The following is a 26,210-nucleotide window of genomic DNA, read 5'->3' on the forward strand; positions in this document are numbered from 1 at the left end:
TCAGAATGCACATGTCAAATATGGGCGGCCGGAAAATCTCCGGTCGCCCAAGTCGCAAGAGGGGACCCCCACATGAAGAAGCCTCTCGGCGCCGCGCTGTTCGCCCTGGTGATAGCCGGGGCCGGCGTGGCACCAGCGGTCGCGGCACCGGTGTCCACCAACGGCACCGCCACGCCCGCCGCCAGGGCCGTCAACTTCGCCGGCACCGTCTCGCTCAGCAACTGCTCCGGCTCCGTCATCCGCTTCCCGAACTCCGCGGACTCCGACCCGGCGCTCGTCATGTCCAACGGCCACTGCCTGGAGACCGGCTTCCCGGAGCCCGGCGAGGTCATCACCGGCCAGTCCTCCAGCCGTACCTTCGGACTGCTGAACTCCTCCGGAAGCAAGATCGCCACGCTCCGGGCAAACCAGGTCGTCTACTCGACCATGACCGACACGGACGTCACGATCTACCGGCTGACGACCACCTACGCGGCGATCAAGAGCTCGTACGGCATCAGCCCGCTCACCCTGCAGGACACGCACCCGACCGCCGGCACCGCGATCACCGTCGTCTCCGGCTACTGGAAGCGCACGTACGCCTGCAACGTCGACGGCTTCGTCTACCGCATCAAGGAGGGCGACTGGACCTGGAAGGACTCGGTCCGTTACACCTCCGCCTGCCAGACCATCGGCGGCACCTCGGGCTCGCCGGTCATCGACAACGCCACCGGCAAGGTCGTCGCCGTCAACAACACCGGCAACGAGGACGGTGAGCGCTGCACCGAGAACAACCCCTGCGAGGTCGACCAGAGCGGCAACGTGACGGTCCGCAAGGGCATCAACTACGCCGAGGAGACCTACCAGATCCCGGCCTGCTTCGGCGCCGGCAACAAGCTCGACCTCAGCAAGAGCGGATGCGTCCTGCCCAAGCCGTAGTGCGCGGTGGGGCGTTCCGTCACATGGGACTGCGACGGACCGCCCGCCCCGCCAGCACATCCGTGCGCCGGCCGTCCTCGATCACGAACCGCCCGTCGACCAGGACATGCGGAATGCCCGTCGGGAGCGTGCGCGGATTCCCGTACGTCGATCCCGCCGCCACCGCCTGCGGGTCGAACAGGACCAGGTCCGCCCGGTACCCCTCGCGGACCAGACCCCGGTCCGGCAGCCGCAGCCGTGCGGCGGGACGGGACGTCAGGTGCGCGACGCACTCCTCAAGGGACAGCACGCCCAACTCCCGTACGTAGTGGCCGAGATAGTGCGGGAAGGTGCCGTAGGCCCGCGGATGCGGCTTCGCGCCCTGGAGGATGCCGTCCGAGCCGCCGGTGTGGACCCGGTGCCGCATGATCGCCCGGACGTTCTCCTCGTGTCCGACGTGCTGCAGGATCGTCGGACCCAGCCGGTCCTCCAGCAGCAGGCGGCGGGCCGTCGCCCACGGCGACTCGCCACGCAGCTCCGCCGACTCCCTGACCGTCCGTCCGACGAAGTCGCCAAGGCCCGGATCCGTGACGCCCGAGATCTCGATCGTGTCCCAGTCGATGGGTACGCCGTGGCAGCCGTCCGCGCCCACGACCTCCAAGTGGTGCCGGATGCGCTCGGCGGTCCCCTCGTCCGCCAGCCGCCCGAGGATCGCCTCCGGGCCGCCCTCGCCGGCCCAACTCGGCAGCATCGCCACCAGAGTGGTGCAGCCGGGTGTGTAGGGGTACGTGTCCAGGCTGATGTCCGCACCGGACGCGAGGGCCTCGTCCAGCAGGGTCAGCAGCTCCGGTGCCCGGCCCTCGTTCACACCGAAGTTCATCGTGGCGTGGGCGAGGTGGAGCGAGCAGCCCGCCTCCCGGGTCAGGGCGACCATCTCCTCGTACGCCTCAAGGGCCCCGGCGCCGTAGGAGCGGTGGTGCGGGCAGTAGTAGCCGCCGTAGGAGGCCACCACCCTGCACAGCTCGGTGAGTTCGGAGCCCTTGGCGTACATGCCCGGTGTGTAGGTCAGCCCGGACGACATGCCGACCGCGCCCTGCTCCATGCCCTCGGCGACCAGCCGGCGCATGCGGTCGAGTTCCCGCCCGGTCGCCTCCCGGTCCTCCCAGCCGACGGCCAGCATGCGGACCGTTCCCTGCGGGATCAGGTAGGCGGCGTTCACGGCGATCCCCCGGCCCCCGAATCCGTGGTCCAGCCGGTCGAGGTACTCACCCACCGAGCGCCAGTCGAAGTCGATGTCGTCGCCGTGGCCGTTCCAGCCGGTGATCGCCCGGCGCACCTCGGCGAGCGTGCGGTCGTCCACGGGTGCGTACGACAGCCCGTCCTGGCCCAGGACCTCAAGGGTGACCCCCTGTGCGGCCTTGGCGCTGTGGTCCGGATCGCGCAGGACGGCCAGATCACTGTGGGCGTGCATGTCGATGAAACCGGGGGAGAGGACCAGCCCCTCGGCGTCCAGCTCCCGCATGGCCTTCGGGCGCTGGCAGCCCGCCGCCGCGGCCTCCTTGACGATCGACACGATCCTGCCGCGGTCGACCACCACGTCCGCGCGGAAGGCCGGCTCACCACTGCCGTCCACCACGTCCGCGTCCCGGAAGACGAGCTGCTCCACGACTCCTCCTAGAAGAACGTGCGGATGTAGTCGACCACCGTGCCGTCCGCCTCGGCCAGCGGGATCAGCTGCCACTTGTCGAAGGACGTGCACGGATGGGACAGACCCATCCCCACCCAGTCTCCGACGTCCAGGTCCGCCTCGGCAGTGGTCCGCAGCCAGGTGTGCTGGTCGGACAGGCCGGTCACCGAGACACCCGTCGCCGGGCGTTCGGCGCCGTCCCGGCGGACGACCTGCGCGAGGGGCAGGTCCAGGTCGTACGCCGCGTCCCGCTTGCCCGCGTTGGCGAAGGCCTGCTCGGGGGAGGGGCGGGAGACCACCTGTGCCCAGAGGCGGAAGGCCGGCTCCAGGGCGCCCTCCCCGGGGACGCGGTTGAAGGGGGTGATCCTGCGGTAGTGGCCGTCGTCGTGAGAGACGTAGGCCCCCGAGCGCAGCAACTTCAGCACCGGCGCGGAAAGTGCGGGAACCTCGGCGAACACGTCGGCCACCGCGTCGAACCAGGCGCTGCCGCCCGCGCTCACCACGATCTCGTCCAGGCCCGCGAACCGCCCGGCATTGTCGAAGTCCACGGCCAGCGCGACCAGCCGGCGCAGCCACGCGTGCACCCGCTCCGGGTCGGCCCCGGGGACCTCGCCCTCGTAGCCCGCGACACCGACGAGCCGCAGCGTCCCGGCCGCCGCCACCGCGTCCGCGACCGCCGCGCACTCCGCCTCCGTACGGACACCGGTACGGGCGCCCTCGCCGGCGGCGAACTCGACCACCACGTCCACGGGGCGGGACGTCCCCCGCAGGGCCGCGTCCATCAGCCGGACGCCGCGCACCGAGTCGACGTAGCAGACGAAGCCGAAGTCGCCGTCGGACTCCAGTTCGCCGGCGATCCAGCGCAGGGCCGAGGGGTCCACGAGCTCGTTCGCGAGGAAGACCCGCCGGATCCCGAACGCCCGCGCCACCCGCACCTGGTGCGGCACGGCCAGCGTGATCCCCCACGCTCCGCGCTCGATCTGCTGCCGAAACAGCCGGGGTGCCATGGAGGTCTTGCCGTGCGGGGCGAAGACGAGGCCGTGGCGGGCCGCGTAGGTCTCCATGAGCGCGAGGTTGTGCTCCAGGCGCTCGGCGGACAGGGCGAGTACGGGGGTTGCGAAGCCGTCGGTGAAGAGGTTGCGGCGCTGGGCGGCCAGCTCGCCGACGGTCAGGCCGTCCGCGTCCGGCGGGAGGCCCTTGAAGCGGTGGTCGACGCGCTCCTCGGCGAGGCGAGCGAGCGCTTCGGTACCGGTGTCGAGGGACACGGGGCCTCCCTGATCAGGTGTGTTGCAGCATCTGCAACGTCCATTGCGTATGTCGCTTACCGCTGTCTAACATCCAGGCCAACGCCGGGTCAATGGAGCCGCCTCGACCCCGGACCACAAGGAGCCACGACCATCGTGAATGCCCCCGATGTCGTGGACGTCGTCGCGCTCGGCGAGTCCATGGTCACGTTCCTGCCCACCCGCCCGGGCCGCCTCGCCGACGTCTCCTCCTTCGACCGCGCCATCGGCGGTGCGGAGTCCAACGTGGCGTGCGCGCTCGCGGCTGCCGGGCACTCGACGCGATGGGTGAGCAGGGTCGGCGCCGACGGGTTCGGCGATCACCTGGTCGAGGCGATCGGGGCCCACGGCGTCGATGTCAGCGCCGTACGACGGGACCCGGCGCGGCCGACCGGCATCTACTTCCGCACGGCCGGTGACCGGGCCACCGACGCCCACGAGGTGGCCTACTACCGTGCCGGGTCGGCCGCCTCCGCGATGGCCGCCGGGAACACGGACCTGGACGCGGTGCGGGCGGGGCGGGTGCTGCACCTGTCGGGGATCACGCCGATGCTGTCCGATGCCTGTCTCGGCCTGGTGCGTGAACTGACCGCGCCCCGTCCGGGGCGGCCGCTCGTCTCCTTCGACATCAACCACCGGCCCGCGGTGTGGCGGCAGGCCGACGGGCCCGGCGTGCTGCTGGAACTGGCGCGCGGCGCCGACCTGGTGTTCGTGGGCGAGGACGAGGCCGATGACGTGTGGGCGCTGCGGGGCGCCGAGGCCGTCCGGGCCGCCTTCCCCGATCCCGGGGTGCTCGTCGTCAAGCAGGGCGGCCGGGGGGCGACCGTGTTCGACAAGGGGAACGTCACCTTCGTTCCCGCCCCGCGCGTGGACGTGGTGGCCGCCGTCGGTGCCGGGGACGCCTTCGCCGCCGGCTTCCTGTCGGCGACCCTGCGCGGGCTGCCCGTTCACGCCCGTCTGCGCCACGGCCACCTCTGGGCGGCCGCCGCCCTCACCGCCCCCGGCGACCTCGCCGCGCCCCCCGCCCGCGACCACGCCGACCGCCTCGCGGCCCTCGACGAGGACGCGTGGGGGAGACTTCGACTCGGCCCCGGCTGGACGCAACAAGCCGTCGATCACGCCAGCGACCGGGCCGAGAAGGAGGCACGTACGCCATGAGCCAGACCGTCGACCGCGCGCTCAGCATCCTGCCGCTGCTGGCCGAGGGGCCCGCCGACCTCGGCCAGGTCGCCGACCGGCTCGGCGTGCACAAGTCCACGGCGCTGCGGCTGCTCAGGACGCTGCACGAGCACGGCCTGGTCTACCGCCAGTCCGACCAGCGCTACCGCCTCGGCGCCCGCCTCATCGCGCTCGCCCAGGAGGCCATGGAGAACCTTGACATCCGCGAGATCGCGCACCCCCACCTCGTCCGCCTCAACGAGCAGTGCGGGCACACCGTCCATCTCGCGGTGTACGAGGAGTCCGAGGTCCTCTACATCGACAAGGTGGAGAGCCGGTACCCGGTCCGGATGTACTCGCGGATAGGGAAGCCGGTGGCGATCACCGTCGCGGCGGTGGCGAAGCTGCTGCTCGCCGATCTGCCCGAAGGCGAGCGACGGGCCGTCGCCGACAAGCTCGACTACCCCATGTACACAGCCCGGTCCACCCCCAACGCCCCTGCTTTTCTAAGGGAGTTGGCGAAGGTGCGCGACCAGGGCTGGGCCACCGACCTCGGCGGCCACGAGGAGTCCATCAACTGCGTCGGCGCGCCGCTCCGCGGTGCCGACGGCCGGGTGGTCGCCGCGATGTCGGTCTCCGCGCCGAACGTCGTCGTCACCGCCGACGAACTCCTCACCCTGCTCCCGCTGGTGCGCCGCACGGCCGACGCGATCAGCGGGGAGTACTCGGGACGAACGCCCGTGAAGGACACCGAATGAAGACCCCCGCAACGAAGGGCATCGCAATGAAGGGCATCGCATGACCGAGAAGATCGCGCTCACCCCCAAGACGCACACCACCCCGCCCGCGAAGTTCTCCCACGGCGTCAAGAAGGGCAACATCCTGCAGGTCGCAGGGCAGGTCGGCTTCCTGCCCGCCGAGGAGGGCAAGGCCCCCACGCCCGCCGGCCCGACCCTGCGCGAGCAGACCCTCCAGACCCTCGCCAACGTCAAGGCGATCCTCCAAGAGGGCGGCGCGAGCTGGGACGACGTGATGATGATCCGCGTCTACCTCACGGACGTGGACCACTTCGCCGAGATGAACGGCATCTACAACACCTACTTCGAGGAGCAGGGCCTCACCCAGCCGCCCGCCGCGCGCACGACGGTGTACGTCGGTCTGCCCGCGGGGCTCCTCATCGAGATCGACGCGCTGGCCGTCCTCGGCTGACGCTCCCCCAACTCCCGCACCCCGTACGTCATCACGGTGCGGTGCCCCTCCTTCCCGGGGTGCCGTGCCGCGATCGGCACCCCGCTGATCCTGATCCTGACGGCCACCTTCTCCTCCATCGCGCTCGGCCGGCGGCGCTCTTCGCCGGAACGGTGCTGTCCGGCGCCGGGATCGCCGTCGGGAACGTGCTGATGCCCGCGGTCGTCAAGGACCACTTCGCCCGGCGGACCGGCCTGTTCACCGGTCTCACCATGACGCTCATGGCCCTCTTCGGCGCACTCGCCGCCGGAGCCGCGGTGCCGCTGTGCGCCGCCGCCGGATGGCAGTTCGCCCTCGCGGTGTGGGCGGTGCCCGCCGCTCTGGCCGCGATGGTGTGGGGGCTGCTCGCCGCCCCGGGGGGCGTCCCGCGGCGGCCGGCACGCATCGCGGGACGCCCCCCGAGGCGCCGGGAGCGGCAGGCGGATCGCTGCTGGACGTCAGCCACGGCTGGCGGGTGCCCGTGGCCGTCCTGATCGCTCTGGTGGTGCCGGAGGCCATCGCGGGCCTGCTCGCCGCGCGCCCCGGCCACATACGCTCCAGCGGTCTTCCCGCCGTACGACGCCGCGGTGCCGGGCGTGTGCGTGTAGGCGTCTGATAACGAAGTTGGGGCTGGCTGTGACCGGCACAGGATCTTCGACCATACTGCCCGCTGTGGAGCAGCGCATAGGATCGAACAGCCAGCCCCTGAAGGGGGAGCCCGTGCAGGGCGCCGGGTTCGACCCGGCATTCATCCCCGGGCTCACCTCACCCGCGTCCGAGGAACCGGAGGAGGCAGAGGCGCAAGACATCGAGTCCCAGCCCGAGGACGCCGGGCCCGAGGGAGCGAAGACCGAGGCCGCGGAGCGAGAACCGGCCGACGGCGACGCCTCCGTGGACGGCGAGGAGGAGGCTCCCGAAGGCCCCGTCTTCGAGGCCTCCGACCGCCGCGCGAAGATCGTCGCCGACCACAAGGGCGTACGGCTCACCCTGGACGACCAGGAGTGCGAGTTCCGCTGGGACGAGATCGGCGCCGTGGAGACCGAATCCCCGCGCTTCGGCAAGCGGTTCACCATCACCGTCCACACCCCCGACCGCCGCTGGTACCCGCTCGAGATCGAGGCGACGGCCCGCGCGCGCTTCGACGAGTGGGAAGAACAGCTGGACGCGGTCCTCGACGCCTACTTCGAAGAGGGCGCCGAGGAAGAGGGCACCGAGGAAGAGGACACGGCGGCGGAGGCCACGGCGGCGGAGGCCACGGCGGCGGAGGCCACCGGGGCCAAGGACACCGAGGCCGAGGGCGCCTCGGAAGAGGACGCCAACTAGCAGCAGCACTGGGGCTTTTCCCCGCTCCGAGGGGCCGGGGCGTGAACCTTTCGGTCGTCGGCCGCGCAGTGTACGCATGCCCGTAACCCGCGCACAGGCCTCCGGCAAAGTGCACTCGCGGGTGTGACCGGCGCGTGCATATATGCCGAAAGCCGAGCAGAGTGAAGGTTCGCGCAAGAGGATCCGGGCCCTCCGGATTCTCGACCCCACCCCTCCAGAGGACTGGCTGATCATGGGCGGATCAGCGCCGCGACGGGACCGTCACCTGCCGGTCGAGACGACCAGCTTCGTCGACCGGCGCGGCGAACAGACCGAAGGCCGCGAACTGCTCGCCAGGGCACGCCTGGTGACGCTGACCGGGCCCGGCGGCGTCGGCAAGACGCGCCTCGCCGCACGCATCGCGGCCCGCGTCGAGCGCGCCTTCCCGGACGGCGTGCGCTTCGTGCACCTGGCCGGACTGCACGACCCGGCACTCGTGCCCCTCGCCGCCGCCGACGCGCTCGGCCTGCACGACCACTCCGCGCAGCCGCCGCTCGACGCGCTGGTCGAGCAGGTGCGGGACCGGCGCCTCCTCCTCGTCGTGGACCACTGCGAACACCTGCTGCAGGCCTGCGCCGACCTCGCCGCCGCCGTCCTGCGCGGCACCACCGGCATCCGCATCCTCGCCACCAGCAGGCACCGCCTCGGCCTCACCGAGGAACACCTCATGGAGGTACGGCCGTTACCCGTCCCCGACCCGGACGGCGACCTCAGCGCGCCGGACGCCTACCCTGCCCTCGCCCTCTTCGCCGACCGCGCCGCCGCGGTGGTCCCCGGCTTCCGGCTCACAGCCGACAACAGGGTCGCCGTGGCCCGCCTGTGCAGCCGCCTGGACGGTCTCCCGCTCGCCATCGAACTGGCCGCCGTACGCATGCGCGTCCTGGGCGTCGAACAGCTTCTGGAGCGCCTCGACGACCGCTATCGCCTCCTCACCGCCGGCCGCAGCGCGGTCCTGCCCCGCCACCAGACCCTGCGCGCGGCCGTCGACTGGAGCCACGAACTGTGCACCGAACAGGAACAGCTGGTATGGGAGCGGGCCTCGGTCCTGGTCGCCGGCTTCGACCTGGAGACGGCGGAGGCGGTGTGCGCGGACGGTGAGCGAAGCGAGATGGGGGTCCCCCCGGCCGGAGGCTGGGGGAGGGTGCGGCCGCAGGACGTTCTGGAAGCCGTCGCGGGGCTCGTCGACAAGTCGGTACTGGGGAGGGAACAGGGACCGGACGGCGTGCGCTACCGGCTGCTCGACACGCTGCGGCACTACGGCCTCGACCGGCTGCGGCAGCGGGCGGGCGAGGAGGGCGCGGTCCGGCGCCGCCAGCGCGACTGGGCACAGCGGCGGGCCGCCGACTGCGAACGCGTCTGGTTCGGGCCCGGACAGCAAAAGATCGTCGCCCGGCTGAGAGCAGACCAGGACAATCTGCGGGCCGCCCTCGACTTCAGCCTCACCGCCCCCGGCGAGCGCCTCGCCGGACTGCGCCTCGCGGGCACCCTGTGGTTCTACTGGCACGCCTGCGGGGCGCCCCGCGAGGGCCGCTACTGGCTGGAGCGGGCCCTCGACGCCAACCCGGGACCGACCCCCGAGCGGGCCCGCGGCCTGTGGGTGTCCGGCCTCCTCGCGGCCGCCACCCAGGACATGGCCGAAGGCCTGCGGCGCGCCCGGGACGCCCACACCCTGGCCGGCCGGCTCGACGACCCGGCCGAGGCCGCCCACGCCGCATACGTCATCGGCGTCATCCGCATGTTCAGTGACGAACTGCCCGCCGCGCTGGAGCACTTCGAGGCCACCGTCGCCCGCGGCCGTGTCCCCGGCCAGCACCTCAGCCTGTACGGCCTCGACCAGGTCGAACTCGCCTGCACCCTGGGCTTCCTCGGCGAGGCCGACCGCGCCGTCGAGGTCTGCGAACGGGCGCGCCGGCTGTGCGAGGAGCACGGCGAGGAATGGGTGCGCTCGTACGTCCTGCGGATGCTGGCCCTCGCCCACACCGTCAAACAGGACTGGAAGGAGGCCGAACGGCATGCCCGAGAGGCCCTGCGCCTCAAACTCGCCGTCCACGACGTCACCGGCATCGCCCTCACCCTCGACCTGCTGGCCCGCATCGCCACCGAGGCCGGCGCCCACGCCCACGCGGCCGCCCTGCTCGGCGGCGCCGACCGCACCTGGGCCGACATCGACCGGGACCGCTGGGGCTCGGCCGCCCTCGACTCCATCCGGCGCGACAGCGGGGAGCGGGTGCTGGGCGCCCTGGGACAGGCCGCCTTCGAGCGGTCGTACGCCAAAGGAGGCGCCCTCGGGCTCGCGGAGATCGTCGCGTACGCGACGGAGGACGGGCAGCCAGAACAGCCCGCCCCCGCACGGAGGGCCAACGGCCGCCGCGCCACGCGTACGGCCCCCTGCACCGCTCTCACCCGCCGCGAGGCCGAGGTCGCCGAACTTGTCGCCCAGGGACTCGCCAACCAGCAGATCGCCGACCGGCTCGTCATCGCCCGCCGCACCGCCGAAGGCCATGTGGAACGCATCCTCAGCAAGCTCGGCTTCAGCAACCGCAGCCAGATCGCCGCCTGGGTGACGGCCCAGCGCTGAGCCACGTCCAGGCTCCCCTCCCGGACCCCGCAGACCCCACTGAGAGGAGAACCCATGACCAGCACACACCCCGCCCCCACCCCGTTCGACCATCGCATGGCCGTGTACGGAGCGGATGACGAGTTCGTCGCCGCCGCCGTGCCCTTTCTCGCGGAAGGGCTCGGCGCACCCGGCGAGCCCCCGCCGGTGGCCATCGCCGCCCCCGACAAGCTCGACCTCCTGCGGGACGCGCTCGGCGGCGACGCGAAGAGCGCCGTTCTGGTCCCGCACACCGAGTGGTACACGGGCTCGGCCGCCAACGCCGTTGCCCAGGGCGCCGGTTACCTCGCCGCCCAGGCCGGCCCCGGCGGACGTATCCATCTGCTCATGGAGCCCGTCTGGAACGGCCGCGCGGGACGCTCCGTACGGGAGAGCGCCGAGTGGATCCGCTACGAGGCCCTCGCCAACCTGCTCTTCGCCCCGATGGCGACGACGGCCCTGTGCGCCTACGACACCCGCACCGCCGGCACGGCCGTCGTCGAGGCGGCCCGCCGCGCGCACCCGGACACCGGCGTCTACGAGGACCCGGTCCGTCTCACGGCCGAACTGGACTCCGCGCCACTGCCGCTGCCCCCGGTCGGGGCCGAACTGGTCAGGCAGCCGCACGCCGACGCCGTACGCGGGGCGAGGGCGGTCCGGGGACTGGCGCCCGCGGACGCGGAGTTGTTCACCGAGGCGGTCCTCGCCGCGGCCGCCGCGCTCGGCCCCGTCACCCACGCCCGGCTGTGGGGCGAGGCACCCGCCTGCGTCTGCGAACTGCGCACCGCACGCCGGGTCGAGGATCCGCTGGCCGGCTTCGTCCCCCCGCCCGCACCCGAACTGGAACCGGACCAGGGGCTCTGGTTCGCCCGGCAGGTGTGCGCCTACGTCGACATCCGGGACGACGAGGAGGGGGCGACCGTACGGCTTCAGTACGGGTAACCGCTCACCCCGGACAGGTAGGAAAACAGGTAGTCCTCCCCGTGCGCCGCACGCGCGGGGAGGCGACCCTGAGAGCATGCTTGATCTCTCCGGGACTCCCCACCCGGACTCCGACCCGCAATTCGCCTCCTTCACCCAACCGCCTTTGCGGGCAGGCCACTTGAGCGTCGAGTACGACCCCCGTCCCACCGCTGTCCGAGAGGCGCGCGCGGAGGTCCGAAGACAGCTGGAGAAGTGGGGCCTGACGGACCGGGAGGACCTCGTGGACGTGGCCGAGCTGCTCGTCAGCGAGTTGGCCACCAACGCCCTGCTGCACTCCGCGAGCCGCTTCCGGCTCACCCTGTCCGCCGCGCACGGCGTCCTGCGCTGCGAGGTCCACGACACCGGTCGCCGTACCCCGCAGGTGCTGGACGCCGGCGCCTCGGAGAGCGGCCGCGGGGTGTTCCTGGTGAACGCGCTTGCGCGGCGCTGGGGTTGCCATCAGGACGGGCCGGGCAAGACGGTGTGGTTCGAGCTCGGGCTGTGCGCGGTCTGCGGGTAGGCAGGACCTGGTGAGGGTCTCCCTCGCGTGCGGTACCGGCGCGGGTGACGCCCCTGCCCGTGACTCCGGGGGCAGGGGCGCACGCTCCATGTCTCTCAGTTACGGCAGCCCGTGCACATGCGGCCCCACCGCGTTCGACCAGGAACTTCCCGCCGACGCATCCCAGTTCGTCGACCAGGTCATCGCGCCTCGCAGGTCGGGGTAGGTCTTCGACGGTTTGAAGGTGCCGCAGGCCGAGCCCTTGGTGAGGCAGTCCAGGGCGTTGTTCACGACCGTCGGTGACACATACCCGCTGCCCGCGCCGCTCGTCGAGGCCGGCAGCCCCAGGCCGACCTGGGAGGGGGAGAGGCCGCCTTCGAGCTGGATGCAGGCGAGGGCGGTGAGGAAGTCGACCGAACCCTGGCTGTACACCTTGCCGTCGCAGCCCAGCATCGAACCGCTGTTGTAGTACTGCATGTTGACGACCGTGAGGATGTCCTTGATGTTCAGGGCCGTCTGGAAGTAGGCGTTCGACGTCGACTGCATGTCGATCGTCTGCGGGGCCATCGTGATGATCAGGGACGGGCCCGCCTTCGCCGACAGCGAGCGCAGTGCCTGTGACATGTACGTCGCGTTGAGGCCGTTCTCCAGGTCGATGTCGACGCCGTCGAAGCCGTACGTCTGCATCAGCGAGTACACCGAGTTCGCGAAGTTCGCCGCCGACGTCGAGTCGCTCACCGACACCGTGCCGTTCTGGCCGCCCACGGAGACGATGACCTTCTTGCCGGCCGAGTGCTTCGCCGCGATGTCCGCCTTGAACCGGTCGACCGTGTAGCCGCCCAGACCCGCCGAGTCGAGGCTGAAGGTCACGGCGCCCGGCGTCGTCGCGGCGTCCGCGAAGGCCACCGCGATGATGTCGTACTGGGAGGAGACGTCCGAGATCTTCTGGACCGTCGCCCCGTTGTCGAAGTTCTGCCAGTAGCCGGTCACCGCGTGCCTGGGCAGCGCGCCGCCCCCGCCGGTGCCGCCGGGCGTGGTCGTCCCGGTGACCGCGGCCGACTTCGCCGACTCGCCCGCCGAGTTCGTCGCCGTGACCTGGAAGGAGTACGAGGTGGAGGCCGCCAGGCCCGTCACCGTCGCCGACGTTCCCGTCACGGCCGTCACCTTCGTGCCGTTGCGGTAGACGTTGTAGCCCGTGGCGCCCGCGACCGGGTTCCAGGACAGGGACACGGACGACGATGTCGTACCCGGCACCGACAGACCGCCGGGCGTGCCCGGAACCGTCGGTGCCGGGTCACTGCCACCGCCGCCGTCCGGGCCGTAGACCGAGACGTCGTCGGCGTAGTAGGCGGCCTGTCCGTACCAGCCGTGGGTGTACACCGTCACCGACGTGGTCGAGGACCCGGTGGTGAAGCTCGTCGACAGCTGTTTCCAGCTCGACGAGTCCGGGGTCCAGGTCGAGACGTCGGTCGTGCCCGTGCCGGTCACGCCCAGGTACGCGTATCCGCCCTGCACCCAGGAGCTGAGCGTGTACGTCGAGTTGGGCTTGACGGCCACCGGCTGGGTGCACTGGGCGTTGTCCTGCCCGGCCGGCGTCGCCTTCAGCGCGGCCGTGCCGCCGTGGACGGGGGAGGTGACCGTCGTGCCGCTGTTCGCGGAACAGGTCCAGTTGGCCAGGCCCGACTCGAAGCCGGAGTTCCTGGCGTTGTTGATGTCCGCGGCGGACGCCTGAGCCGCGCCCGCCATGGACAGGGCGAGGGCGGCGGTGACCGCTCCCGACCAGAGTCGTATGAATCGTCTACGTGGGGACATGACAATAAGTTGGTCCAGACCAATTACTCTGTCAAGAGGTCCAGACCAACTTGCCGACGGTCGACGGCGCTTACGCCTCCCGGCCTTCCCACCGCCTGTCGAGCAGCAGTCCCATCGAGCGTCCCGCCAGCAGCACGCCCGTCGACATCCAGAGGGCGAGACCCGACACGGTCGTCAGGTCCGGCCGCGGTGACAGCACCAGCACCTGGCCCGCCGCCGGTACCGCGCAGGCCGCCGCCACAACGGCGGTGACGACGACCATGCCGAGATACTCGGTGCCGGTCGCACGGGCGGGGCCGGGCGGCGCGGGCCCGAGGGCCCAAACGGGGGCCCAGTGTCGAACTGGGTCCGGCAAGATGCTGGACCTGCCCCGTTTTGGCGCATCTTGTGAAACGGCAGTTGCCTACCAGCTACAGAAACGCTGTTCTCCGGTCACAGAGGCCTGGATACAGTGCTGAGGTAGTCACGCAGTGAAGTCATTTCGGTGTACCGGAGTAACCCCGGTGGATCGACGGCATAACACGGGGAGCTGCGCGTGCCAACTGCCATTGCCGTGACCAGTGCCGACATGGCGCTGCCGGCGCAGGACGAGCGGACCCTGCCTGCCGTCGTCCTGCGGGACCTGGACAAACAGCCGCTCGAACAGGCGCTGGCCGGCCTGCAGAGCCTGATCGACCAGCACGGGCATGTGATCGTCGTGTGCTCACAGGCGGTCTCCCGCGGGGTGGAGCTGCGTCTGCACACCATCCGCTCGCTTCTGGAGAGCGACCGTATCGCCCTGTTCCGCCCGGATCTGCCCCCACTCGGACTGGCCGTCCTGGCCCGCCAGTTGAGACAGCTGGCCTCCTGCGACCTCAGCCCCGGAGTCCTCGCCTCCGCCGGCCGGCTGCTCACCCACTACATCCACGCCGGGGCCCTGCTCGGCTCCGTGGCCCGGCTCGACCGCGTCCCCGTGGGCCTGAAGTCGCACGCCAAGTCCTGGGTGCCGGGCAGTCAGTTCGGCGTACTCGCCCACCCGGAGCCGCAGTTGGTGAAGATGGGCCCCGGAGCCACGCTCCCCGGACCGGAGTTCGGCACCTGGATGCTGGCCGCCAAGGGACAGCTGCAGTCGGACTGGGTCACCGCAACCCTCGCCAAGGAGTGGAGCGTCCAGGGGCTGCGGGAGGCTCCGCTGCCGGCCGAGTCGTCGGCCTGGTGGGGAACGGGCAAGCTGATCGAGTTCGTCGCCTATCTCCCGGACCTGTCAGTGCTGTACCAGCTGGTCACCTCGGTCAGGCAAAGCGTCTGCCACTGGTGCGGCGTCGACGTCATCGGCGACCGCTGCGTCTTCTGTTCGGCAACACCACCGCTCCTGGAGAACCAAATCCCCGCCGGGTGAGTCCTGAACGTCCAGACGCACCGCTCGCACGATTCCCGTCCGCTCGACCGATCTCCCCAATGAGGTTGTACGGTTCATGAACTCCCGTCAGCGCCGCGGCGTGCTGCTCCTGCTCCTGTCGGTCCTCTGCGCCCTCGGCGCGTTCGCCGGCGTCCTCTCCGTCATCAGCGACGTGAAGTCCAAGGTCGGCCCGGAGGTCACCGCCTACCGGGTCAAGACCGACGTGGTGCCCTACGCCGAGCTGAGGACGGGCCAGTTCGAGAAGATCAAGATGCCCAAGCGCTGGCTGTCGGCGAACGCGGTCACCAGTCTCCGCGAGATCCAGGGCAAGATCGCCGTCACCACTCTGCGGGCGGGCTCCCTGCTGCAGAGCGACATGATCGTGAACCAGCCCGCCTTGCAGCCCGGGCAGCAGGAGGTCGCCATCATGATCGATGCGGCGACCGGTGTCGCCGGCAAGATCACGCCGGGCTCCACCGTCAACGTGTACGCCACCTTCGCGGGCGAGCGGGAGGGTGACCCCGCCCAGTCCAAGATCATCGTAACAAACGCGAAGGTCCTGGACGTCGGCGAGATCAAGGCACTCGAGCCGAGCGAGAGCGACAAGAACCAGCAGCAGCCCACCGACGCCGTACCGATCACCTTCGCCCTCTCCACCATCGACGCCCAGCGCATCACGTACGCGGAGTCGTTCGCCCAACGGGTCCGGCTCGCGCTGGTGGCGCCCGGCAGCGACACCACGGTCCCCGACAGGGACCGGACGTACCAGCTCGCGAAGGACAAGTGAGAGGCCGGCATGCCCACGAGGATCCTCCCGGCAGTCGGTGACGCGGACGCGATCCGGTCCATCACCACACTGCTCAGCCAGCTCCCGGACGCCGAACCGGTGGCCCCGGTCGGCGACTCGACCCAGCTCATCGACACCCTCGCGCGGCTCGCCGCCGAGTCGGTCGACGAGCTGCCCGAGGTCGTGGTGGTGCACGAGCGGATCGGCCCGGTCCCGGCACTGGAACTGATCCGTGAAGTCGCCCTGCGCTTCCCGGCGGTGGGGGTCATCCTCGTCACGTCGGACGCGAGCCCCGGCCTGTTCCAGTCGGCGATGGACTACGGCGCGCGGGGAGTGGCCGCGCTCCCGCTGAGCTACGAGGAGCTGGCCAGCCGCGTCCAGGCCGTCGCCCAGTGGTCGGTGGGCGTACGGCGCCATCTCGGCTCCGGGGGTGACGTCTTCACCGGCGTCGGCGGCACGGTCGTCACGGTGTGCGGGGCCAAGGGCGGCGTGGGAGCGACCCTCACCTCCATCCAACTCGCGCTGGCGGCACAGGCGTCGGGGCGCAGCACCGCACTCGTGGACATGGATCTGCAGGCGGGGGACGTGGCCTCGTATCTGGACGTCCAGTTCCGCCGCTCGGTGGTGGACCTGGCGGCGATCACGGACATCTCGCCGAGGGTGCTCGCGGACGCGGTCTTCCGGCACGATACGGGCCTTGCCCTGCTGCTCGCACCGGGCGAGGGCGAGCGCGGCGAAGAGGTGACGGACCGGGCGGCCCGCCAGATCGTCAGTGCCCTGCGCTCCCGCTACGAGGTCGTCGTCATCGACTGCGGCGCGCAGCTCGGCGGGGCCGGCGCGGCGGCGGTGGAGATGGCCGACCGGGCGCTGCTGGTCACGACACCGGACGTGGTCGCGGTGCGCGGCGCCAAGCGGACGGTGCGGATGTGGGACCGGCTGCAGATCCGCAAGGCGGAGGAGACGACGGTGGTCGTCAACCGGCACACGCGCGGCACCGAGATCCAGCCGCCGCTCATCCAGAAGATCACCGGCACCACGGTCGCCGGCACCGCGATCCCCGCCAACTTCAAGGAACTGCAGGGAGCGGTGGACGCGGGACGCATCCACGAACTGGACAGCAAGAGCGTGGTGAAGCAGGCGCTGTGGGCGCTGGCCGGGGAGCTGGGGCTGGTGAAGGCGGCCGAGGGGGCGCAGAAGGGCGGGCGGTTGCGGGGGGACCGGGGTTCGGTGAGCTTCAGGCGGCGCAAGGAGAGCGGGGGATAGGGATGCGGGCCTTGCGGGGAGACCGGGACAGGGGCCAGGTCACGATCGAGTTGCTCGGCATGACGCCGACGATCATCGTGACACTGGTGGTGCTGTGGCAGCTCGTGCTGGTGGGGTACGCGTTCACGCTCGCGGGGAATGCTGCGGACGAGGCGGTGCGGGCGGGGACGGCGGCCGGCGACGACGCGAAGTGCAGAGCGGCGGGGCTGGACAAGTTGTCGGGGGCGTGGAAGGAGGGTGCGAGGGCGGGGTGTGTCGGGTTCGGCACCGGCTACATCACCTCGGACGTCAGCATCGAGGTCCCCGTCCTCTTCCCCGGCACCATCAACTTCCCGTTCACCGTGAAGGGCCACGCGGGCGCCGTAGAGGAGGCGAAGAACTGAGATGTCGTACGGCAGGAGAGTCCGCGGCCGGGACCGCGGCCAAGTCGCCATCGAATACCTGGGGTTCCTTCCGATCCTGCTCCTGGTCGCGATGGCCGCCGTACAGCTCGGTCTGATCGCCTACACGGCGCAGCAGGCGGGCACCGCGGCCCGCACCGGGGCGCGCAGTGCCTCGCTGCGGGACGACTACGCGCAGGACTGCCGGAACGCGGTCAGCGCTTTCCTCGCCGACGGCACCAACTGCCAAGCCGCGTACGGAAGTGACGACGTCACTGTTACCTCCACGGTGGACATCCCGTCCGTCGTCCCCTTCTGGGACGGCTTCGGAGACGCCCACAAGACCGCCACCATGCCGCTCGACCACTGAGGAACCAAGGCACGACAGGAGCACCGGACCATGAGCCTGCGGGCACGTATCAACTCCCCCGAGGAGAACGGCCATCGGAACGAGGACGGCCATATGGTCGCCTCGTACCGGGCCAAGCTCCTGGAGGAGATCGACCTCGCGGAGATGAGCGCGCTGGCCGCGGCTGAGCGGCGCGCCCGCCTGGAGCGGGTGCTCGGGCACATCCTCAGCCGCGAGGGCCCGGTGCTGTCGACGGTCGAGCGCTCGCAGCTGATCCGCAGGGTCGTCGACGAGGCCCTCGGGCTCGGCATCCTCGAACCGCTCCTCGAAGACGCCTCGATCACGGAGATCATGGTCAACGGCCCGGACGCGATCTTCGTGGAACGAGGCGGCAGGGTCGAGCAACTGCCCCTCCGCTTCCCCTCCCACGACCAGCTGATGCAGACCATCGAGCGGATCGTCTCGACGGTCAACCGGCGGGTGGACGAGTCAAATCCGATGGTGGACGCCCGCCTGCCGTCCGGCGAGCGCGTGAACGTGATCATCCCCCCGCTGTCCCTCACCGGCGCGACCCTCACCATCCGCCGCTTCCCCCGCTCCTTCACGCTCCAGGAGATGATCGGCTTCGGCTCGCTGGACGAGCCCATGCTGTACCTGCTGGCGGGACTGGTGCAGGCGAAGTTCAACGTGATCGTGTCGGGCGCGACCGGCACCGGAAAGACGACCCTCCTCAACGCCCTGTCCGGACTGATCCCGGGAGGCGAACGCATCATCACCATCGAGGACTCCGCCGAACTCCAGCTGCAGCAGGCGCACGTCATCCGCCTGGAGTCCCGGCCCCCGAACGTCGAGGGCAAGGGCCAGGTCTCCATCCGCGACCTGGTCCGCAACTCACTGCGTATGCGCCCCGACCGCATCGTCGTCGGTGAGGTCCGCGGCGGTGAGTCCCTCGACATGCTCCAGGCGATGTCGACGGGCCACGACGGATCCCTCGCCACCGTGCACGCGAACAGCGCGGAGGACGCGCTGATGAGGCTGAAGACCCTGGCGTCGATGTCCGAGGTCGAGATCCCCTTCGAGGCACTGCACGACCAGATCAACAGCGCCATCGACGTGATCATCCAGCTCACCCGCTTCGCCGACGGCGCCCGTCGCATCACCGAGGTCGCGCTCCTCGACAGCCACGGCAGCGAGCCGTACCGGCTGGCGACGGTGGCCCGGTTCAACGCCCGGCCGATGGCCGCCGACGGCCGTATCTACGGCGCCTTCGAGTACTTCCCTCTCCCACGCCGAGCCGCGGACCGCCTCTACATGGCGAGCCAGCCCGTCCCCCAGGCATTCGGCGTCGCCCAGTCCGCAGACCAACTCGCCACCCGAGAAGCCAGGTAGCCCGATAGCCCGAGAAGCCAAGCAGCCCGATGAGCCAGGTAGCCCCGAGACGCCAGGCAGGCAGTAATCGTCCCGATGGAATCCAGGTAGGAACCGCCCGATGGATCTGCACACCCTAGTCACGCTCACCACCGGCATCACCTTGCTGACCTGCGTACTGGCGGTCATGGGCCTGCACGCGTACGTCATGGGCAAGGCCCAGCGCCAGGCTCTGGTCGACCGTCTCTCGGCCACCGGCCAGATCCAGGTCGGCCGTCGGCGCCGCTTCCGCAACCTGGACCGCCGGCTTCGCCGTACGAAGCTGGGCAAGAAGCTGGAACTGCGGCTGGCGGCAACGGGCCTGGACATCACGCCGGGCGAGTTCTTCGTCTACATGCTCGCGACGGTGGCGGGGCTGTGGCTGATCGGGCAGGCGGCCCTGGCCCCCTTCTTCGGCCCGATCGCCGGACTGCTGGGCATCTGGGTGGCGGTGCAGTTCCTCAACTGGCAGCGACAGAAGCGCATCGAGAAGTTCATCAACCAACTCCCCGAACTGTCGCGGATCCTGGCGAACGCGACCCAGGCCGGACTGGCGTTGCGAACGGCCGTGGGGATGGCGGCGGAGGAACTGGAGGCACCGGCCGGTGAGGAACTCGGCAAGGTGGCCAACCAGTTGGCGGTCGGCGCGTCGATGGACGACGCGATGGGAGAGCTGGCGGAGCGCCTGCCCTCGCGTGAACTGGTTGTTCTCGTCACCACCCTGGTGCTGTCGAACCGGGCCGGCGGACAGGTGGTCAGCGCCCTGCGCAACCTGACGGAGACGCTGGAGGAGCGCAAGGAGACCCGCCGCGAGGTCCGCACCCAGCTCTCCCAGGTGAACATGACGTCGTACGCGGTGCCCGTGCTGGGCGTCGGTTCGCTCTTCCTCATGAACGGCGTCAAGGACGGCGCCCTGGAGCGCATGACCGGCTCCCCGATCGGCCAGGGCGCGGTGATCATCGCCTTCTCGCTCTACGCGGTCGGCTTCGTCCTCATCCGCCGTATGTCCCGTATCGACGTCTGAGACGTCCGAGAAGCCTGGAGGGAGGACGACCATGGGACTTCTGCTCGCACTGGTGATGGGCCTCAGCGTCTGGGGCATCTTCGCCGGCATCCGTATGTACCGGGCGGACGCCCGGCTGCCCGGCGACCTGGCGCTGGCCCTGGAGGTCGGCGCCACCCGCACCGGCGCGGTCGACTCGCTCGTCGACCGCCTGGGCATGCGGTACGCGCCGTCCGTCCTGCGCCTGATGGGCCCCAAAATGGTCGCCCGGTACCGCCGCAAGATCGACCTCGCGGGCAACCCGGGCGGTCTGACCATCGACCGCTACGCGGCGCGCCGCGCGGTCTACGGCTGCCTGGGCGGCGTGGGAGGACTCGTCTTCCTGATGAAGGGCAACTTCATCGTCGCCGTCATCCTGTTCGCGTTCGGCGCGTTCTGGACGGAGGTCGGCATCTGGTCCGCGATCCGCATCCGCAAGGACGTCATCGAGCGCACGCTGCCCGACTTCCTCGACGTACTCGCGGTCGTGGTCAGCGCGGGTCTCGGCTTCCGCCAGGCACTGGACCGGGTCGCCACGAAGTACGAGGGCCCCTGGGCGGACGAACTCCGCATCACCCTGCGCCAGATGGACCTCGGCATGAGCCGCCGCCAGGCGTTCGCGGAGCTGCGCCGCAGGAACGACTCCGAACAGGTGGCGATGTTCGTGACGGCGCTGCAGCAGGGCGAGGAACTGGGCGCACCGATCGTCGACACGCTCGTCTCCCTGGCGAAGGACATGCGCCGCACGGACGCGCAGAACGCCCGCCGCAAGGCGGCCCGCGCGGTCCCCAAGGCCACCATGATGATCACGACCTTCATGGTCCCGGCCACCATGATCCTCCTCGGCGCCGGCCTGATCCTCGGCTCCGGGACGGACTTCGGCTCGCTCACGGGCAAGTAGGAACGGGGTGACGACGGCCATGGCCACGACCAAGGAACGCACAGGGCTGCTACGACGACGCCCGAAGACCCCGGAGATCACCACCCCGCCCGCGGGCACGGTCCTCCCGCCGCACGTCCGCACGGGCGCCCCCGACATCCCGGTGACCTCGGCGACCCCGGCCCTGCCTCCGGGCTGGGAACCGGCGCACGCCCCTCTGCCCGGCATGCCCGCGCAGCCGGATCCCCGGGGGATGGCATGGCCGTCCGGGGCGACGGCCGGGATGACGTCCGAGCGGACGGTACGGATCACGCGGACGGGGCGGCGTAATGGTGCCGGTGCCGGCACCGGTGCGGAGGCGGAGGCGCTGGACCGCGGGACCGCTGAGGGAGCGCGCGACGGGGAGCCGAAGGGGCCGCCCGCGCCCCATCTCAGTTCCCACACGGGTGGTCCGGGTGGCAACCCGATCCCGGCCGAAGACCAGGCCCCCACTCACGCGCCCGCCCCGCCTCCCGCATCCGCCCCGCCTCCCGCGTCCGCGGCCAAAGACCCCACCATCCCCATCCAGATCAACGCGCTGCAAGCCATGTGCCGCCAGGTGTTCGGCTTTCGCCTCGCGATGATCGCCCTGTCCGCCCCCGCCGCACTCCTCAACGCCTCCCCGGGGCTGGCGACCCGCCTCGTGGGCGCGGCCGTAGTGGTCACCTTCATGGGTTCCTACGTCCTGTTCAGAGACTGGGAACGCTTCGGCCCCCTCCTCCTGCGCCATCCCACCCTCCTGGCCCTGGACACCCTTTTCGGCTCCCTGCTCCTCATCTCCGCAGGCCCGGACACCACCCTCGCCTACGTCAGCGTCTGCACCCCGCTCCTGGCAGGCATCGTCTACGGCTGGCGAGGGGCCGCCGCGTTCGCGTCGCTGCAGTCCCTGATCCTCTTCCTGGTCTACGCGACCTCGAAGAACGTGCACTCCGCTCCCGCCGAGACCCTGCTTCTCCCGGGCCTCTGCGTGATCGCGGGCGCGGTCGGCTCGGCCCTGCGCAACCTCATGCTCCGCTTCGGCTCCGCGACCCAGGCCCTGACCACCGTGCAGGCCCGCCTTGCGGTGACGGAGGCGGTGAGCGCCGAACGAGCCCGGCTGGCCCGGGAGATGCACGACTCGGTGGCGAAGACCCTCCACGGCGTGGCGCTGGCGGCCGACGGCCTGGCAGGCTCCGCGGGCGCGCCCCACATGGACGCGAAGCTGGTCAAGCAACAAGCGGAACTGGTCGCACGTTCCGCCCGCCGGGCCGCGGCGGAGTCCCGCGAACTCCTGGCGGACCTGCGCCGCGAGTCGGACCCGGACCACGCCACGGACGTCCTGGTCGAACTGGCCGCCCGCACACGCGACTTCAGCACCCGTACCGGAGTCCGGGCCGCCTACCGGCCCACCGGCGAGCATGCCGTGCCGCCCGTCCCCCCGGCCGTCGCCCGCCAACTCCTCACCATCGCCTCGGAAGCGATGGAGAACGCCCACCGCCACGCGGCCCCCACCCGAGTGGACGTCAGCGCAGGCGTCCACGGCGACCTCCTCCGCATCAGCGTGTACGACGACGGCCGCGGTCTGCCCTCCGGCACCACCCTCGAACAGCTGCGCAGGGCAGGGCACTTCGGCCTGGTGGGAATGGTCGAACGAGCCGCATCCGTGGGCGCCCGCATCCGCATCGGCCGCGGTGCCCACCCCAAGGGCACGGAAGTCCGCCTGGAACTCCCACTGGCGGCGCTGACGACCTAGACATCCAGACATCGCCCACGCTCCTACGACGAGTACGCCGCACACGTCCCCCATGAGAAGAGAGGAGGCCGCCCCGATGCCGGACCACACAACTCCCCACGCTCACCCCGGCCCCCAGCAGCCGCCACCCCAGAACCCGTTCGAGGCGTTCCCGCCGGCCGAGCCGCTCAAAGTCGTGGTGGCGGACGACAATCCGGTGGTCCGCGCAGGCCTCACGGCCCTTCTCTCCGGACGTGCCGACATCACCGTGGTGGCAGAAGCGGCAGACGGCCGCCAGGCGTACGAAGCGGCTCTCCAACACCGCCCCGACGTGGTCCTCCTGGACGTCCGCATGCCCGGCGTGGACGGCATCTCGGCGCTCCCGTACCTGGTCCGCATCGCCCCGGTAATGATGCTCACGTACAGCCGCGAGTCCGAAATCGTCCAGGAGGCCCTGCGCCGAGGCGCAGGCGGCTATCTGGTCCACGGAGAGTTCACGGCGGACCAACTGGTGGCAGCGGTACGGGACACCAAGCAGGGCAGGCCCCACTTCAGCCCGACAGCAGCGGGCGCACTGCTGGCCCAGCTCCGCCAGGGCCAGGGCCAGAGCCACGGTCAGGGACCGGCCGCCGGCCCGCTCCTCCCTGAGGGGTTGGGTCAGGCGGATGCGAGTGCATACGGAAATTCGGCGCCAGCGCCGACGTACGTACAAGCTGAAGTGCCCGCTCCACCCAGGGAGTTCATGTCTCCGAACCTCCCCGCCCTCACAATTTCTTCAGAAAACCTTTCGCAAGTGCAACCGGATGTGGGACAGTCCTCGTCAGGATGGATGAGTGGCCGTCCGGTCGCTCCCGACAGGTCGGGGTTCCAGCTGAGCACGAGGGAGGCGGAGATCATGGACCACATCGCGTCCGGCATGAACAACCAGCAGATCGCCGCCACCTGCTTCATCAGCGAGAAGACGGTCAAGAACCACATCAACCGCATCTTCGCGAAGCTCCACAGCACCAGCCGCTCCGAAGCCGCCGCCAAGTGGCTCGGCACAGCGCCCGGTTCGGGCCGAGGGCTGGGGTGACCTGCGGTGACGGTAGGGGGGAATGGCGAGCTGGACCTGCGGACCCAGGTGGCCGACGCAAGGTCCCGACGCACCGGTTGGGCCTCGGATTGGGCCCTTGATTGGGCCCTGGGACCCTCCGGCGGGAGGTGTGTTCCGCCGTACGTTTCTCGTGTCGAAAGCGGCACCGGCAAGGAGGAAGCCGGTAACGCGAACGGCACGGAGACGCAGCAGTCGGCCGCTCACCGGCCGGCCGAACCCGGAGGGGAACACCATGAGCGACCTGATGCTGAAGACCGCCGTTGCGACCAAGGTCCGCGTGAACGGCTGGAAGAACACGACGGTCGAGGCGATGCAGCGCCGCGCCGGCGACAAGGGCCAGACCGCGGTCGAGTACCTGGGCATCATCGCGGTGGTCGTGGCCATCGTGCTGGCGATCACCGGTACCAACCTCGGTCAGACGATTCTCGGCAAGATTCAGGCGCAGATCGCCAAGGTCGCTCCTTGATGCGACCTCGCCGGTACGGCGATGCAGGGCAGGCCTTCCCCATCTACATCACGGTGGTGGGGGGCCTGCTCTTCCTTGCGTTCGCCTACTTTGCGGTCGGCCAGGCCGCGGTGAATCGGAACGGCGCCCAGACGGCCGCCGACGCGGCGGCGCTCGCGGCGGCCCAGAAAACCAGGGACCAGCTTGCCGGCGCGTGGGTAGAGAACGTACTCGACCCGACGAAGTGGCAGGAAGTCTTCGACGGTGACGGAGCGGTCGCATATTGCTGGCGAGCCGACCAGCTCGCCGCGCAGAACGCCGCGCACACAACCGCCTGCGAGCCGGGCCTGTTGGACTACCGGGTCGAGGTCCAGACGGACAAGCCCGTCGGAGAATCCATCGTTCCCGGTACGGAGCGCCACTACGCGCATGCGTCCGCGCGGGCCGTGATCGAGCCGCTCTGCACGTTCCCGCCCCCGGCCGAGGGCGCTGGCGGCGACGTGTTGCCGCGGCTCTCCTGTAAAGGCAGGAGGGACTGGGACCTGGACCCGAAGCATCTCACCGATCTGCCCGGACCCGAGGACCTCTTCGACGTCCATCTGGCCGACTGACAAGCGAACGACAAGTGACGAAGGAAGCAGAGTGATGAGCATTCGGTTCACTGCGCAGGCCCGCAGGGGGATGGTCGCGTTGACCGTAGCGGCCGGTCTGGCCCTCGGTGTGGCCGGCTGCGGCGGCGGAGGCGACGACAAGAAGCCCGACACGTCCGCGTCGTCCTCCAAGGACAGTGGATCCGGTCCGAGTGCGCAGGAGGGGCAGTCGGAGACACCTCTGGCCGAACTCAAGGGCACGGACGGACTGCTCCTCCAGATCACCTCCGCCAAGCGGGATTCCGGCGGATTCGTCACTGTGAACGGGATCGTGAAGAACGACGGGGCCAAGTCGGTCGTCATTCCGCCGCAGACGAGCGGTGACGAGACGGAGGTCATCGCACACGGCCCCTCACTCGGTGGCGCCACCCTCGTCGACTCCAAGGGGAAGAAGCGCTACTACGTGCTGCGCGACACGGAAGGACGGCCGCTGACAACGACCGGCCTGGGGAACCTGGAGGCCGGGCAGACTCTCCCGGTCTTCATGCAGTTCCCCGCCCCACCGGCGGGCACGACCGACGTCGACCTGCAGGTGCCGACCTTCTCCAGCGGCACGATCAAGATCTCCGGGTGAGGCAGGCCATGACCCGTACTCCCACCCGGACCGCGCCACCGCGTCTCGCGCTGGTCGTCGCATCGGCCACCGTCATGGTCGCCGCGAACCTCTACGGCGCTGTGTCAGCCCACGCCGACGCAAGCCCCAGCACCCCGCCGGGCACCGAGGCCTCCGCTTCCGCCCCCGTCAAGGTCGACGCCAACGATCCCGACCTCAAACTCCCCGAAGGCGCCACGCTCGCCGACCCCAAAGTCCTCGACATCAAGTCGGTCGTAGAGGACCAGAGCGGGGACGAGCGCCGCGAGGACACGAACACCGACGTGACGTTCGCCCTCCAGGCCGAGGTCCTGTTCGGCAAGGACAGCGCGAAACTGAGCGGCGAGGCGAAATCGCGTATCGCCGCGATCGCCGACGAGATCAAGAACCAGAACGCGACGAAGGTCCGGGTCTTCGGCTTCACGGACAACCTCGGTTCCTCCGCACACGGCGACATCCTGTCCAAGCAGCGCGCCGACGCGGTCCAGGGAGTCATCGACCAGCAACTGAACGACTCGAACATCATTTTCGAGGTACGCGGCTACGGCGAGCAGTACCCGATCGCCGACAACGCGACGGAAGAGGGCCGCAAGAAGAACCGCCGGGTGGAGGTCACGTTCCCGCGCGGTGAGAGCGGCAACTGACGCAGACCGCAAGGCACATGGAAACGAACCGGGGCCCGTCCCGCGCCGATTCAGGCGAGGCGC

The 26,210-nt window shown here is 70.5% G+C and carries 27 protein-coding genes; 23 read left to right on the plus strand and 4 right to left on the minus strand.

All coding sequences use genetic code 11. From position 1 onward, the window contains the following. Window positions 1–72: 72 nt before the first annotated feature. Entirely contained in the window at window positions 73–918 is an 846-nt protein-coding gene (locus OOK07_RS27755; protein WP_266684298.1) for a S1 family peptidase, read from the plus strand. A 19-nt stretch (window positions 919–937) separates the two neighbouring features. On the opposite strand, the gene OOK07_RS27760 is transcribed toward OOK07_RS27755, so the two are convergent. Beyond that, window positions 938–2,563: an N-acyl-D-amino-acid deacylase family protein gene (locus OOK07_RS27760; RefSeq protein ID WP_266799144.1), complete on the minus strand. Its 1,626-nt coding sequence runs from the start codon at window positions 2,561–2,563 to the stop codon at window positions 938–940. 8 nt (window positions 2,564–2,571) lie between these two features. Then, window positions 2,572–3,849 (minus strand): amino acid deaminase, encoded by a 1,278-nt coding sequence (locus OOK07_RS27765; RefSeq protein ID WP_266799146.1) that lies wholly within the window; start codon window positions 3,847–3,849, stop codon window positions 2,572–2,574. A 135-nt stretch (window positions 3,850–3,984) separates the two neighbouring features. Here OOK07_RS27765 and OOK07_RS27770 point away from each other — a divergent pair, with 135 nt between their 5' ends. From OOK07_RS27770 to OOK07_RS27805, 8 genes are all read left to right on the plus strand, one after another. Beyond that, a complete protein-coding gene (locus tag OOK07_RS27770; RefSeq protein ID WP_266799148.1) occupies window positions 3,985–5,025 on the plus strand; it encodes a sugar kinase in 1,041 nt (346 codons plus the stop codon). Beyond that, the gene (locus OOK07_RS27775) at window positions 5,022–5,783 is read left to right on the plus strand and encodes an IclR family transcriptional regulator (RefSeq protein ID WP_266799150.1); all 762 of its coding nucleotides are present in this window, start codon (window positions 5,022–5,024) and stop codon (window positions 5,781–5,783) included. Before OOK07_RS27770 ends, OOK07_RS27775 begins: the two co-directional genes overlap by 4 nt. Window positions 5,784–5,823: 40 nt before the next feature. Next, window positions 5,824–6,234, plus strand: a complete 411-nt coding sequence (locus OOK07_RS27780) for a RidA family protein (RefSeq protein ID WP_266799152.1) — start codon at window positions 5,824–5,826, stop codon at window positions 6,232–6,234. A 191-nt stretch (window positions 6,235–6,425) separates the two neighbouring features. Then, window positions 6,426–6,746 carry an MFS transporter gene (locus OOK07_RS27785; protein WP_266799154.1) on the plus strand — a complete coding sequence of 107 codons (321 nt, stop codon included), beginning with the start codon at window positions 6,426–6,428 and terminating at the stop codon, window positions 6,744–6,746. A gap of 178 nt (window positions 6,747–6,924) precedes the next feature. Then, window positions 6,925–7,575, plus strand: a complete 651-nt coding sequence (locus OOK07_RS27790; protein ID WP_266799156.1) for a hypothetical protein — start codon at window positions 6,925–6,927, stop codon at window positions 7,573–7,575. 232 nt (window positions 7,576–7,807) lie between these two features. Next, on the plus strand, window positions 7,808–10,192 hold the full coding sequence (locus OOK07_RS27795; RefSeq protein ID WP_266799158.1) for an ATP-binding protein: 2,385 nt from the start codon (window positions 7,808–7,810) through the stop codon (window positions 10,190–10,192). 54 nt (window positions 10,193–10,246) lie between these two features. After that, window positions 10,247–11,152 carry an anti-sigma factor RsbA family regulatory protein gene (locus tag OOK07_RS27800; RefSeq protein WP_266799160.1) on the plus strand — a complete coding sequence of 302 codons (906 nt, stop codon included), beginning with the start codon at window positions 10,247–10,249 and terminating at the stop codon, window positions 11,150–11,152. Window positions 11,153–11,228: 76 nt separating this feature from the next. After that, window positions 11,229–11,693, plus strand: a complete 465-nt coding sequence (locus OOK07_RS27805) for an ATP-binding protein (protein ID WP_266684318.1) — start codon at window positions 11,229–11,231, stop codon at window positions 11,691–11,693. A 99-nt stretch (window positions 11,694–11,792) separates the two neighbouring features. Here OOK07_RS27805 and OOK07_RS27810 read toward each other — a convergent pair whose 3' ends face one another. After that, a complete protein-coding gene (locus OOK07_RS27810) occupies window positions 11,793–13,484 on the minus strand; it encodes a chitinase (protein ID WP_266799163.1) in 1,692 nt (563 codons plus the stop codon). Between the two features lie 70 nt (window positions 13,485–13,554). Further along, window positions 13,555–13,746, minus strand: a complete 192-nt coding sequence (locus tag OOK07_RS27815) for a hypothetical protein (protein ID WP_266799165.1) — start codon at window positions 13,744–13,746, stop codon at window positions 13,555–13,557. A gap of 273 nt (window positions 13,747–14,019) precedes the next feature. Here OOK07_RS27815 and OOK07_RS27820 point away from each other — a divergent pair, with 273 nt between their 5' ends. The 14 genes from OOK07_RS27820 to OOK07_RS27885 all read left to right on the plus strand — a co-directional run bounded on the left by OOK07_RS27820 (window position 14,020) and on the right by OOK07_RS27885 (window position 26,147). Further along, window positions 14,020–14,862, plus strand: coding sequence for a hypothetical protein (locus OOK07_RS27820; RefSeq protein WP_266684324.1), 843 nt, complete (start codon window positions 14,020–14,022; stop codon window positions 14,860–14,862). Window positions 14,863–14,938: 76 nt separating this feature from the next. Continuing rightward, entirely contained in the window at window positions 14,939–15,649 is a 711-nt protein-coding gene (gene cpaB, locus OOK07_RS27825) for a Flp pilus assembly protein CpaB (protein ID WP_266684326.1), read from the plus strand. Between the two features lie 9 nt (window positions 15,650–15,658). Next, the gene (locus OOK07_RS27830; RefSeq protein WP_266799167.1) at window positions 15,659–16,912 is read left to right on the plus strand and encodes a CpaE/TadZ family protein; all 1,254 of its coding nucleotides are present in this window, start codon (window positions 15,659–15,661) and stop codon (window positions 16,910–16,912) included. A 2-nt stretch (window positions 16,913–16,914) separates the two neighbouring features. Continuing rightward, window positions 16,915–17,295, plus strand: a complete 381-nt coding sequence (locus tag OOK07_RS27835) for a pilus assembly protein (protein ID WP_266684336.1) — start codon at window positions 16,915–16,917, stop codon at window positions 17,293–17,295. Between the two features lies 1 nt (window position 17,296). Next, entirely contained in the window at window positions 17,297–17,662 is a 366-nt protein-coding gene (locus OOK07_RS27840; RefSeq protein WP_266684338.1) for a TadE family protein, read from the plus strand. A 30-nt stretch (window positions 17,663–17,692) separates the two neighbouring features. Continuing rightward, the gene (locus OOK07_RS27845; RefSeq protein ID WP_266799170.1) at window positions 17,693–19,030 is read left to right on the plus strand and encodes a TadA family conjugal transfer-associated ATPase; all 1,338 of its coding nucleotides are present in this window, start codon (window positions 17,693–17,695) and stop codon (window positions 19,028–19,030) included. A 100-nt stretch (window positions 19,031–19,130) separates the two neighbouring features. After that, window positions 19,131–20,072, plus strand: coding sequence for a type II secretion system F family protein (locus OOK07_RS27850; RefSeq protein ID WP_266799172.1), 942 nt, complete (start codon window positions 19,131–19,133; stop codon window positions 20,070–20,072). Window positions 20,073–20,103: 31 nt separating this feature from the next. After that, window positions 20,104–20,991, plus strand: a complete 888-nt coding sequence (locus OOK07_RS27855) for a DUF5936 domain-containing protein (protein ID WP_266684344.1) — start codon at window positions 20,104–20,106, stop codon at window positions 20,989–20,991. A 19-nt stretch (window positions 20,992–21,010) separates the two neighbouring features. Then, complete coding sequence (locus OOK07_RS27860; protein ID WP_323182990.1) at window positions 21,011–22,741, plus strand: sensor histidine kinase; 1,731 nt, start codon at window positions 21,011–21,013, stop codon at window positions 22,739–22,741. Window positions 22,742–22,817: 76 nt separating this feature from the next. Next, window positions 22,818–23,795, plus strand: coding sequence for a response regulator transcription factor (locus OOK07_RS27865; protein ID WP_266799174.1), 978 nt, complete (start codon window positions 22,818–22,820; stop codon window positions 23,793–23,795). A gap of 253 nt (window positions 23,796–24,048) precedes the next feature. Beyond that, window positions 24,049–24,282 carry a hypothetical protein gene (locus OOK07_RS27870; protein ID WP_016437724.1) on the plus strand — a complete coding sequence of 78 codons (234 nt, stop codon included), beginning with the start codon at window positions 24,049–24,051 and terminating at the stop codon, window positions 24,280–24,282. Continuing rightward, a complete protein-coding gene (locus OOK07_RS27875) occupies window positions 24,282–24,872 on the plus strand; it encodes a pilus assembly protein TadG-related protein (RefSeq protein ID WP_266799176.1) in 591 nt (196 codons plus the stop codon). The genes OOK07_RS27870 and OOK07_RS27875 overlap by 1 nt, the downstream gene beginning before the upstream one ends. 34 nt (window positions 24,873–24,906) lie before the next feature. After that, window positions 24,907–25,485: a hypothetical protein gene (locus OOK07_RS27880; protein ID WP_266799178.1), complete on the plus strand. Its 579-nt coding sequence runs from the start codon at window positions 24,907–24,909 to the stop codon at window positions 25,483–25,485. 8 nt (window positions 25,486–25,493) lie between these two features. Next, on the plus strand, window positions 25,494–26,147 hold the full coding sequence (locus OOK07_RS27885) for an OmpA family protein (RefSeq protein WP_266684352.1): 654 nt from the start codon (window positions 25,494–25,496) through the stop codon (window positions 26,145–26,147). Window positions 26,148–26,210 lie beyond the last annotated feature (63 nt).

Origin of the sequence: Streptomyces sp. NBC_00078 (assembly GCF_026343335.1) — a bacterium.
Classification (GTDB): domain Bacteria; phylum Actinomycetota; class Actinomycetes; order Streptomycetales; family Streptomycetaceae; genus Streptomyces.